This is a genomic window from Streptomyces sp. NPDC032091 (genome assembly GCF_055580265.1).
Genome location: NZ_JBVILR010000014.1, coordinates 216,425 through 227,395 on the forward strand (window position 1 = coordinate 216,425; position 10,971 = coordinate 227,395).

Annotated in this window: 12 protein-coding genes; 3 read left to right on the plus strand and 9 right to left on the minus strand. The window is 71.7% G+C overall.

The features are described 5' to 3' along the window. Window positions 1-86 precede the first annotated feature (86 nt). Complete coding sequence (locus ACZ5NJ_RS23265; protein WP_468767035.1) at window positions 87-365, minus strand: glutaredoxin family protein; 279 nt, start codon at window positions 363-365, stop codon at window positions 87-89. A 99-nt stretch (window positions 366-464) separates the two neighbouring features. Between ACZ5NJ_RS23265 and ACZ5NJ_RS23270 the strand changes: the two genes are divergently transcribed. The 3 genes from ACZ5NJ_RS23270 to ACZ5NJ_RS23280 all read left to right on the plus strand — a co-directional run bounded on the left by ACZ5NJ_RS23270 (window position 465) and on the right by ACZ5NJ_RS23280 (window position 4,062). Next, window positions 465-1,448, plus strand: a complete 984-nt coding sequence (locus ACZ5NJ_RS23270) for an HAD family hydrolase (protein ID WP_468767037.1) — start codon at window positions 465-467, stop codon at window positions 1,446-1,448. 341 nt (window positions 1,449-1,789) lie between these two features. Continuing rightward, on the plus strand, window positions 1,790-2,593 hold the full coding sequence (locus tag ACZ5NJ_RS23275; protein WP_468767039.1) for an ECF subfamily RNA polymerase sigma factor, BldN family: 804 nt from the start codon (window positions 1,790-1,792) through the stop codon (window positions 2,591-2,593). Window positions 2,594-2,838: 245 nt separating this feature from the next. Then, the gene (locus ACZ5NJ_RS23280; protein ID WP_468767042.1) at window positions 2,839-4,062 is read left to right on the plus strand and encodes a DUF5667 domain-containing protein; all 1,224 of its coding nucleotides are present in this window, start codon (window positions 2,839-2,841) and stop codon (window positions 4,060-4,062) included. 55 nt (window positions 4,063-4,117) lie between these two features. On the opposite strand, the gene ACZ5NJ_RS23285 is transcribed toward ACZ5NJ_RS23280, so the two are convergent. The 8 genes from ACZ5NJ_RS23285 to ACZ5NJ_RS23320 form a co-directional block, all read right to left on the minus strand. Beyond that, complete coding sequence (locus ACZ5NJ_RS23285; protein WP_468767044.1) at window positions 4,118-5,146, minus strand: lysophospholipid acyltransferase family protein; 1,029 nt, start codon at window positions 5,144-5,146, stop codon at window positions 4,118-4,120. Next, window positions 5,146-6,195 carry an NAD-dependent epimerase/dehydratase family protein gene (locus ACZ5NJ_RS23290; protein WP_468767047.1) on the minus strand — a complete coding sequence of 350 codons (1,050 nt, stop codon included), beginning with the start codon at window positions 6,193-6,195 and terminating at the stop codon, window positions 5,146-5,148. The genes ACZ5NJ_RS23285 and ACZ5NJ_RS23290 overlap by 1 nt, the downstream gene beginning before the upstream one ends. A 94-nt stretch (window positions 6,196-6,289) precedes the next feature. After that, window positions 6,290-6,388: a 30S ribosomal protein bS22 gene (locus tag ACZ5NJ_RS23295; RefSeq protein WP_003948845.1), complete on the minus strand. Its 99-nt coding sequence runs from the start codon at window positions 6,386-6,388 to the stop codon at window positions 6,290-6,292. Window positions 6,389-6,521: 133 nt separating this feature from the next. Continuing rightward, on the minus strand, window positions 6,522-6,731 hold the full coding sequence (locus ACZ5NJ_RS23300) for a helix-turn-helix domain-containing protein (protein WP_162688852.1): 210 nt from the start codon (window positions 6,729-6,731) through the stop codon (window positions 6,522-6,524). 116 nt (window positions 6,732-6,847) lie between these two features. Beyond that, on the minus strand, window positions 6,848-7,678 hold the full coding sequence (locus tag ACZ5NJ_RS23305) for a phosphatase (protein WP_468767049.1): 831 nt from the start codon (window positions 7,676-7,678) through the stop codon (window positions 6,848-6,850). A gap of 90 nt (window positions 7,679-7,768) precedes the next feature. Continuing rightward, window positions 7,769-8,917 carry an acetoin utilization protein AcuC gene (locus ACZ5NJ_RS23310; RefSeq protein WP_468767075.1) on the minus strand — a complete coding sequence of 383 codons (1,149 nt, stop codon included), beginning with the start codon at window positions 8,915-8,917 and terminating at the stop codon, window positions 7,769-7,771. After that, window positions 8,889-10,118: an MFS transporter gene (locus ACZ5NJ_RS23315; protein ID WP_468767054.1), complete on the minus strand. Its 1,230-nt coding sequence runs from the start codon at window positions 10,116-10,118 to the stop codon at window positions 8,889-8,891. Before ACZ5NJ_RS23315 ends, ACZ5NJ_RS23310 begins: the two co-directional genes overlap by 29 nt. 43 nt (window positions 10,119-10,161) lie before the next feature. Continuing rightward, window positions 10,162-10,815 carry an HAD family hydrolase gene (locus tag ACZ5NJ_RS23320; RefSeq protein WP_468767056.1) on the minus strand — a complete coding sequence of 218 codons (654 nt, stop codon included), beginning with the start codon at window positions 10,813-10,815 and terminating at the stop codon, window positions 10,162-10,164. Between the last annotated feature and the right edge of the window lie 156 nt (window positions 10,816-10,971).

Genomic DNA, 10,971 nt, shown 5'->3' on the forward strand with positions numbered 1-10,971 from the left:
CCCGAGGGGGGCAAAGCGGTACACACTCCTCATCGATACGCCCCCGAGTCCCCATAAATCGCCCATGATGGTAACGGCCCGGAGGGTCAGGCTCCCAATGCCTTCCGCAGGCGCTCGGGATTCACCCTCCAGAAGGTGTGCTGCTCACCGTCCACCAGCACGACCGGAATCTGCTCCCAGTGCCGGCGGTAGAGCTCCTCGTCCTGCGAGATGTCCTTCTTCTCCCACTGCGCACCCGTCTCGGCGCACACCTTCTCGATCACTTCCTGGGCGTCGTCGCACAGATGGCACCCAGGCTTCCCGACGAGCGTCACCATCCGCTCCTCGGGACGCTTCTTTTCCTTACGTCGCAGCAAAGGGCTCATGCCGCCATTGTCCCGCTCCGGGGCGCCGGGCCCGAAGAGTTAACCGCCCTGTTTCCCGGCGGTTCGGGAACTCCCGAACACAATGGCTATGCTCGCGTCATGGCCGCTCTGGGATGGCTCACCCCCCGTAGACGCTCCGCGACAGCGCGGAGCGTGCTGGCAGGCGAGGCCTCGGCCGAGGCCGCCCGCAAGACCGCGCGGCCCGACGCCCCACCACACGCCGACGAAGCGGCGCCGGAGGCCCCCGGGACCGCAAACGGAACCGGAACCGAGACCCCCGACGCGCCCGAGCCCGCGTTCCCGGTCCCGGGCGACGACCTCGCCGCCGCCTTCTTCGACCTCGACAACACCGTCATGCAGGGCGCCGCGATCTTCCACTTCGGCCGCGGGCTCTACAAGCGCGAGTTCTTCCGCCGCCGCGAGCTGGCCCGCTTCGCCTGGCAGCAGGCCTGGTTCCGGCTCGCCGGGGTCGAGGACCCCGAGCACATGCAGGACGCCCGCGACAGCGCCCTGTCCATCGTCAAGGGCCACAAGGTCTCCGAACTGATGTCGATCGGCGAGGAGATCTACGACGAGTACATGGCGGAACGGATCTGGCCGGGCACCCGCGCCCTGGCCCAGGCCCACCTCGACGCCGGCCAGAAGGTCTGGCTGGTCACCGCCGCCCCCGTCGAGACCGCCACGATCATCGCCCGCCGGCTCGGCCTGACCGGCGCCCTGGGCACCGTCGCCGAGTCCGTGGACGGCGTCTACACCGGCCGCCTGGTCGGCGAGCCCCTGCACGGCCCCGCCAAGGCGGAGGCGGTGCGCGCGCTGGCCGCCGCCGAGGACCTGGACCTCGCGCACTGCGCCGCGTACAGCGATTCGCACAACGACATTCCGATGCTGTCGCTGGTCGGGCATCCGTACGCGATCAATCCCGACACAAAACTGCGCAAGCATGCCCGGGCACACGACTGGCGGCTGCGCGACTATCGGACCGGCCGCAAGGCCGTGAAGGTCGGCGTCCCGGCCGCCGCCGGAGTCGGCGCCCTCGCGGGCGGCGCGGCCGCCGCGATCGCCCTGCACCGCCGCCGCAAGTAGGAACGCCGGGCCCCGCCCCTTCCACGGGCGGCCCCGGCGGCCATTCGCTCCCCTCTACCCGCGCCGTCGGCGCGGCACTCCGGCCTGCCCGACTCGGTCGCCGGGCACCCTGGAAGCGTCCATTCCGCGCACCCAAGTGATCAATAAGCGATCACCAACCCGCACTGAATATGCCCTGGACACGCAACAGAAGTGTCGGAACCGGTGATTTCAGCAACTGGGTGTAGCGCTGCCTGTACGAAGCGTTATTCTCCTCAAACGCATGCCGCCGCCCGCCTGTCGCCACGACGGGTGAACGGTCCCGCACTGCACGTGATGGAAGCTCTGCCTCTGGGAGTCCCGTGTACCCACCTGTCGGGGTTGACGCCTCGGGCCTGGCTACGCTGCGCGCAACGGTCCTCGACCACCTGCGCGGCTTCGTCCCCACCGCGTACGCCGTCCCCGCCCTCGCCGCCGCGGTCCCTGCCGGCTCCGGCCCGGCCGGTCCCTGCTACGCCCTGACCGACGGCGGAGCGACGGTGGGCAGACGCGGTCGCACCGGCGCGGCGTCCGCCGGCACCAGCGCGCCGACCGCCCGCCGCCCCACCGCGGACAGCGACCAGGCCCGCATGATGGACCTGGTCGAACGCGCCCAGGCGGGCGAGGCCGAGGCCTTCGGCCGCCTCTACGACCAGTACAGCGACACGGTGTACCGCTACATCTACTACCGCGTCGGCGGCAAGGCGACCGCGGAGGACCTCACCAGTGAGACCTTCCTGCGCGCGCTGCGCCGCATCTCCACCTTCACCTGGCAGGGGCGCGACTTCGGCGCCTGGCTGGTGACCATCGCGCGGAACCTGGTGGCGGACCACTTCAAGTCCAGCCGCTTCCGCCTGGAGGTCACCACCGGCGAGATGCTCGACGCCAACGAGGTGGAGCGCAGCCCCGAGGACTCCGTCCTGGAGTCCCTGTCCAACGCGGCCCTGCTCGAAGCCGTCCGCAAACTCAACCCGCAGCAGCAGGAGTGCGTGACCCTGCGCTTCCTCCAGGGCCTCTCGGTCGCCGAGACCGCCCGGGTCATGGGGAAGAACGAGGGCGCGATCAAAACGCTCCAGTACCGCGCGGTCCGCACCCTGGCCCGCCTGCTCCCGGACGACGCCCGCTGACACCGCCCCCGACGGCCCGCGAACCCACACGACGACCTCACACCCGGTGACCCCTCGATGACGCTGTGGTCCGATCATCCTTCGTCCGTAACCCAAGTGCCGCGCCGCTCGTTGTGCGGAATGCAGGCTCCCTGTGGACACGCCCTGCCCGAAGCCGCTCACTCGAAAGTGTGGATGTGCTCAAGGAAGGCAACCTTCCGGACACCTGGGGGAGTCGATCGTCATGACGAGAGGAGGTGCCGCCAGTGATCGCGAACGTGACCCCGCACCGGCGGGCGAACGCCTTCGCCCAGGCCCTGGAGGATCGGACCCCTTCCGACCTTTCGGAACCGGAACCGGCGGCCGAGCAGTCCGAGGCACCTGCCGAATCCGCCGACCACGACCGGTTGTTGGCCCTGGCGAGCGTGCTCGGCGAAAGAATGCCGCGCCCGGTGCTGGACCCCGAGGTCAAAGTGGTGCAACGAGCCCAGCTCGTCGCCGCCATGGAGGCCATGGTGATGGAAGAGAGAGCCGGGGGCGGTGCCGCCGCGGACCCTCAGGTGCCCGAGCAGCGGACCGGCCGCGGCGCCCACCGGGCGACCTCGCTCCGGAAATTGCGGCCCCGCTCCCGCTGGTCCAAGGGCATCGCAGCGGGCGGCCTCACCGTGGGTGTGGCCGCCGGGGCCTTCAGCGGAGTGGCCGCTGCCAGCACCGACGCCCTGCCCGGTGACTCCCTCTACCCGGTCAAGCTGGGCATGGAGGACCTCAAGCTGGGCATGGCCGACGAGGACGCGGACCGGGGCGAGCTCTACCTCGACCAGGCCTCCAACCGCCTGTCGGAAGCACGCAGGCTGATGGAACGCGGCCGCTCCGGCCCCCTCGACCACGAGGTCCTGGCCGAGATCCGGCGCGCCCTGGCGGGCATGAAGCACGACGCGGCCGAAGGCCACCGACTGCTCCAGGCGGCCTACGAACGGGACGGCTCGCTCGGCCCGATCCAGACGCTGTCCTCGTTCTCCCGCTCCCACCGCGACGCGTGGGGCCGGCTCCGCTCCAACCTGCCGCCACAGCTCCACGACGTCGGCGACCAGGTCACGTCGGTCTTCCAGGCCATAGACGATGACGTGGAGCCGCTCCAGGGCCTCCTGCCGAAGCCCCCGGAGCAGAGCCGCGGCGGACCGGGCTCCGGCCCCGCCACGCCGGGCGCACCGGCCGCCCCGGGCAAGCACCAGCAGCCCTCCCCGGCATCCGGCGCCCCCGCGCAGCCCACCGCGCCCGCAGCACCCAGCTCCTCCGACAGCCACGCCCCGGCTCCCGGAAGCGGGCTCCTCGGCGGCACCGGCGACCTGCTCCACCCCCCGGCACAGGGCGGCCAGTCCACCCCGGCCGCTCCGGTGGCCCCGGGCCTGCCCCAGCCGGACATCACCATCCCGCCCCTCCTCCCCAACCTCCTCCCGGGCTTGGGCCTCAAGGCGGAAGACGCCGAATAGGACGTACGAGGAGGGGCGGGACCACCCCGTGGTCCCGCCCCTCCTCGTCGTGCCGTCAGAAGAACACGGACCGCCGCTGCACCAGCAACTTGTACAGCGTGTGCTGGATCCGCTCCCGCACCTCGTCCGTCAGGTTGAACATCAGCATCGGATCCTCCGCCGCCTCCGCCGCGTACCCGTCCGTCGGGATCGGCTCCCCGAACTGGATCGTCCACTTCGTCGGCAGCGGCACCGCCCCCAGCGGCCCCAGCCAGGGGAACGTCGGCGTGAGCGGGAAGTACGGCAGCCCCAGCAGCCGCGCCAGCGTCTTCGCGTTGCCGATCATGGGGTAGATCTCCTCCGCCCCCACGATCGAACACGGCACGATCGGCGTCCCCGCCCGCAGCGCCGTCGAGACGAACCCGCCCCGCCCGAACCGCTGGAGCTTGTACCGCTCACCGAACGGCTTCCCTATCCCCTTGAAGCCCTCCGGCATCACCCCGACGAGCTCCCCGGCCTCCAGCAGCCGCTGCGCGTCCTCCGCGCACGCCAGCGTGTGCCCGGCCTTGCGCGCCAGCTCGTTGACCCCCGGCAGCATGAACACCAGGTCCGCCGCCAGCAGCCTCAGGTGCCGCTCCGCCGGATGGTGGTCGTGCACCGCGACCTGGAGCATCAACCCGTCCAGCGGGAGCGTCCCCGAGTGGTTCGCCACGATCAGCGCGCCACCCTCCTTCGGGATGTTCTCCACGCCCTTGACCTCGACCCTGAAGTACTTGTCGAACAGGGGCCGCATCAAGGACATCAGGACCTGGTCCGTCAGCTCCTTGTCGTAGCCGAACTCGTCGACCTCGTACTCGCCCGTGATCCGCCGCCGCAGGAACGCCAGCCCGCCCGCGATCCGCCGGTCCCAGTCGCCGGCGCCACCCGGCCGCCGGCCCACGGGCGCCTCCACCGGCGCCACCAGCTCCACCGGCCCGCCCTCCTGCGCCGCCGGAGGCCGCGCGGGAGCCGCCACCGCGTCCACCGCCCGCGCCGCGCGCGCACCGCCGCCGCCGCGCCGGCGCGGCCGGTCCTCGCCGAACGGAATGACCTTGGCGTCCGCCACTACCGCTCCACTCTCTCGTCGACTTTCAACAGCCCCGCCACCCGGTCCACGGCCCGCCCCACCCGCTCCGGCGGCAGCAGCCCGTTCCCCCGGCTCCGCGCGAAGTCCGCGAAGGTCTCCACCGTCGTGTACTGCGGCCGGAACCCCAGGACCTCGCGCATCTGCGTGGTCTCCACGACCCGCCCGTGCGTCAGCAGCCGGATCTGCTCCGGCGAGAAGTCCGTCACCCCGACCGCCCGCAGCGCCTGCCCCACCCACGTCACCGCCGGCAGCAGCAGCGGCACCGCCGGCCGCCCCAGCCGCCGCGCACACTGCGACAGCAGCAGGACCCCGTCCCCGGCGATGTTGAACGTCCCGCTGTTCAGCGTCCCCCGCCGCGGCTCACCCGCCGCCAGCCGCAACACGTCCACCACGTCGTCCTCGTGGACGAACTGCAGCCGCGGGTCGTAGCCCAGGACCGTCGGCATCACCGGCATCGAGAAGTACTCCGCCAACGCCGAGTCCGCGAAGGGCCCCAGGATGTTCGCGAAGCGCAGCACGCACACCGCCACGTCCGGCCGCCGGCGCGCGAAGCCCCGTACGTACCCCTCGACCTCGGCGGCCTCCTTCGCGAAGCCGGCCGCCGGCAGCGACTTCGGCTGCGTGGTCTCCGTGAACACCGCCGGATCCCGCGACGTGCCGCCGTACACGCTCGTGCTCGACTTCACCACGAGCCGCCGTACCGTCGGCGACTTCTGGCAGGCGCCCAGGAGCTGCATCGTCCCGATGACGTTCGTCTCCTTGACGGCGCTCCGGCCGCCCGGCGTCCCCGGGGCGCCCCCGGTGACCGCCAGGTGGACCACCGTGTCCACCGCGTGCTCGGCGAGCACCCGGGCGATCGCCGACTGTCTGATGTCCGCGTGCACGAACTCGGCCGAACCGAGCCGGTGCGGCGGGGTCACCGCATCGACCGCGATGACCCGCTCCACTTCCGGGTCGCGCTGGATGCGCCGCACGAAGCGGCCCCCCAGCTGCCGGGCAGCCCCGGTGACGAGCACGACCTTCCCCACGAGCTCAGCGCCTCCTCAAGAAGTACCCCCGGCTGCACCACAGCCCCCCCACCAGGATGGTGGAGGGGCTGCGGAGAACACGTACAGCTGCCGTTTACTTCTTGTTACGACGCTGGACGCGGGTGCGCTTGAGCAGCTTGCGGTGCTTCTTCTTAGCCATCCGCTTGCGCCGCTTCTTGATAACAGAGCCCACGACTACCCTCGCTCACTTCTCTTCACTCGGTGCGGGGCGTCTGGGCCCACACGACCTACGTCGGCCTAGCCTACCCGCCCGAGCTCCGAGCTTGTAATCCGAGCCTTCCGCAGGTGTTGCCCGAGCCTCATTCTCAGGCCGACTCCACCCCCACGAAGGACTCACGGAGGTACTCGTGGACCGCGTTCTCGGGGACCCGGAAGGACCGGCCCACCCGGATCGCGGGCAGATGACCGTTGTGCACCAGGCGGTACACGGTCATCTTCGACACTCGCATCACCGAGGCGACCTCCGCCACGGTCAGGAACTGAACCTCACTGAGAGGCCTCTCGCCAGCAGCCATGACACCCACCTTGACCTTCCGCGCATGACGGGCACCGGCTTCCCCTCCGGTTACTCCTCGTCGTCGCACGCTCACTCCCCAGAGTAGGGGCGCGTGATACGGCTGGGGAAGAGGAGCTACGGCCACTCCTGACGCACCGGCAGCCCCGCGCGCTGCAACACGAAGCGCGTGAGCGGTCCATAGGCCGCCGAGCGCACCGCGTCATCAAGCGGAACCACCGCCGCCACCCGCCCCTCGGCCTCCCCCACGAACAGCGCCGGATCATCCGTATCCGCCAGCCCGATCGCCTCCACACCCAGCTGACCTGCACCGCAGACCCACCCGTGATCCCCCACCACCAACTCCGGCAACGGCCCCCCGCACTCCGCCAGCGCCCCGAGCGCGACCCGAACCGGGAGCGGCGAATGGGTGTGTGCGCCGGTGGCACTCCCGGCTCCCCGCGCGCCGGGTTCCCGCACCAGTGCGACTCCCCCTACGTAATCCAGCCGGTGCTCACGTACGCCGAACCGGGTCGCCATGTCGACATGCACCCCCTGCGCCGGAGTGAGGACAGCACAGCCCGCCGCCGACATCGCCCTCGCCAAAGCGGCGTAGAACCCCAGCAGCCGATGCGGGTGCCCCGTACCGAACAACACCGGCGCCCCCGCCACCGCCGCCTCCCGCAGCCGCTCCGCGAACAACCCGAGCGCCGCCACCGTACGCCCCGGATCGATCACGTCCGGCCCGCTGACCTGCGCCGGATCCGCGGACACCCCGCACCGGTCCGCCATCAGCCCCAGCAGCGCACCCACGTCCCACCGGCCATCCGGATCGAGCCCCAGCAACACCCGGGGATCCCGCGCCGCGAACAGCCGGTAGCTGCGCAGGCTCTCCTCCCGCGTCGTCGCGACGGGCCCGGCCAACCGGGCGGCCAGCAGATGCGCGCGCAACGCGCCCTCGCTCAACACCCTCCGATGCTGCCGCACCCCATCTGCCGCAGCATCAGTTCCGCCCCACAGACCCACAGTTGGCGTAACCGCACCTCGCCTGACCACCCGTCACAACAGCATCCCCCGCAACGGGAACACCGCCCGACGCGTCGCCAGAACGGCCTGATCCGTACGGTCCGCCGGATCGTAACCCGCGTCCCAGTCCCGCCACGCGACCTCCCGCCCGTCCGTCATCCGGGCCGGCCCCCACTGCCGCGTCCGCGCGTACACCTCGTCCCGCCACGACTGCGGCACCATCGCCGCCGGATCCACCGGCCGGTGCGCCGCGATCCCCACCAGGTGCGTCCACGACCGCGGGACCACGTCCACCACCGCGTACCCGCCACCGCCCAGCGCCAGCCACCGCCCGCCCGCGAACTCGTGCGCCAGCCCGTGACAGGCCTCCTGCACCGCCCGCTGCGCGTCCAGCGACACCGCCAAGTGGGCCAGCGGGTCCTCGAAGTGCGTGTCCGCCCCGTGCTGGGTCACCAGCACCTGCGGCCGGAAGTCCGCCAGCAGCTCCGGCACCGTCGCGTGGAACGCCCGCAGCCACCCCTCGTCCCCGGTCCCGGCCGGCAGCGCCACGTTCACCGCACTGCCCTCGGCCGCCGGACCACCCGTCTCCTGCGGCCAGCCCGTCTGCGGGAACAGCGTCCGCGGATGCTCGTGCAGCGACACCGTCAACACCCGCGGGTCGTCCCAGAACGCAGCCTGCACCCCGTCCCCGTGGTGCACGTCCACATCCACGTACGCGACCCGCTCCGCCCCCAGCTCCAGCAGCCGCGCGATCGCCAGCGCCGCGTCGTTGTACACGCAGAACCCCGCCGCACCGCCCGGCATCGCGTGGTGCAGCCCACCCGCGAAGTTCACCGCGTGCACGGCCTCACCCCGCCACACCGCCTCCGCCCCCGCCACCGACTGGCCGGCGATCAGCGCGGACGCCTCGTGCATCCCGCGGAACGCCGGATCGTCCATCGTCCCCAGCCCGTACGAGCCGTCCGCCACCCCGGGGTCCGCCGACACCTCCCGCACCGCCGCGACGTAGTCCTCGCGGTGCACCAGCCTCAAGGTCGAGTCCCCGGCCGCCCGGGCCGCCCGCACCTCCATCTCCCGGTCCAGCCCGAAGGCACGCACCAGGCCCATGGTCAGCGCCAGGCGCACCGGGTCCATCGGATGGCTCGGTCCGAAGTCATACCTCGTTACCGCCTCGTCCCACATCAACAGCCCGGTCACCGGCTCGCCGCTCATGCCGCACACCGTATCGGGCCCGGTCCACCGCGCCGAACGAGCCGGCGTAGAGCAGCGTGACGAGGACCAGCGCCATCGGCACCACCATGGCGCCCCGGTAGTTCCACGCGTCCCCGATCCCGCCCACGAGCGGCGAACCGATCAGGAAACCCACGTAGTTGAAGATGTTCAGCCGCGCCACCGCCGTGTCCGAGGCGTTCGGGAACAGCCGCCCCGCCGCCGCGAAGGTCTGCGGCACGATCACGCACAGCCCGATCCCCAGCAGGGTGAACCCCAGCATCCCCACCCAGGCACCCGGCGCCACCGCCACCACCCCGAACCCGGCCGCGGCCACCACCGCACCGCAGCGCACCACGGCCACCGCCCCGAACCGCCGCACCCCCAGGTCCCCCACGGCCCGCCCGACGAGCGTGGTCACCATGTACACGTTGTAGGGCACGGTCGCCAGCTGCTCCGAGCTCCCCAGCACGTCCTGGAGGTACTTGGCGCTCCAGTTCGACACCGTCGAGTCCCCGATGTACGCGCACGCCATCACCAGGCACAGCGGCAACAGCAGCCGCCCGCCCCGCTCGGGCCACCCCTGACCGGCCTCCGCCGCCCCGGCAGCCTTCACGTCCACGTAGTACCGGCTGCCGGCCAGCGCCAGCGGCAGCACGACCGCCACGGCCGGCAGGTACCCGGTGAACAGCGACAGGTGCCAGTGCGCCCCCGCCCAGGCCGCCGACGCCCCGACGATCCCGCCCAGGCTGTACGCGGCGTGGAAGCCCAGCATGATGGAACGCCCGTACGCCCGCTGGAGGCTGACCCCGAGCATGTTCATCGAGGCGTCCAGCGCGCCCACCGAGAGCCCGAACACCCCGAGGGCCACAGCCACGTGCCACATCCGGCTGCCCGCCCCGACCCCCAGCAGCGCCAGCAGGACCACGGGCTGCGCCCACCGCAGCACGGCGCCGGGCCCGACCCGCTTCACCAGGTGCTCGGTGGCGACGCTGGAGGCCCCGGCGAGGACGGGCACGGCGGCGAGGAAGGCGGGCAGCAGCCCGTCGGATATCCCGTACCGGTCCTGGATGGCCGGGATGCGGGTCACGAGCAGGGCGAAGGCGACCCCTTGAGCGAAGAAACTGAACCCGAGGGCACCGCGGCCCCGCCGCAACCGCACGTCATCTGTCATGGCGGCACAGCGTAGGCCCCGGCCCTACCCGTGGGTAGAGAGATCACGCACCCAATCCGAGCAGGGCCGACAGCTCCTTCATCTCCCCGAAGCAGGCGGTGGCGCCGGGGAGCTCCGCCGCGGGAACCATGGAGGTGAAACCGAGCACGTCCATGCCGGCGGCCCGGGCGGCCTCGATCCCGAGCGGGCTGTCCTCGACGACCACGCACCGCGAGGGGTGGACGCCCATCATGTCGGCGGCGTGCAGGAACAGGTCCGGCGCCGGCTTGCCCCGGCCGACGTCCTCCGCGCTGAAGATCCATTCCTCCTCGAACCATTCGTCGAGTCCGGCGCTGCGGTGCCCGACGCGGATCCGCTCGTGGCTGCTGGAGGAGGCGACGCAGTACGACACCCCCTGCGCGGAGAGCTCGGCGAGCACGTCGGTCACCCCGGGGACGGGCCGGAGTTCGCGCGCGAACGCCGCGAAGATCCGCTCGTGGAGGACCTGGTCGAAGTCCGCCGGCAGCCGCTGCCCGGTGCGTTCCTGGACGAGGTCGTGCACCCGGTGCACGGCGCCGCCCATGTAGTCGCGCAGGGATTCCTCGTACGTGGTGGGGTGCCCGACCTCCGTCAGGTACGTGGCGAGGATGGTGTTGGAGAGCGGCTCGCTGTCCACGAGGACGCCGTCGTTGTCGAAGATGACCAGCTGGTAGACCATCGGCCCACCATACGAGTGCCCGCCTCCCCCGCCCCGCAGCGCGGTGCGGGTAAACGGCTGAAAACGCAGAAAAGCCCCGCACCATGACTGGTGCGGGGCTTTCCCACAATGATTGTTCGGCGGCGTCCTACTCTCCCACAGGGTCCCCCCTGCAGT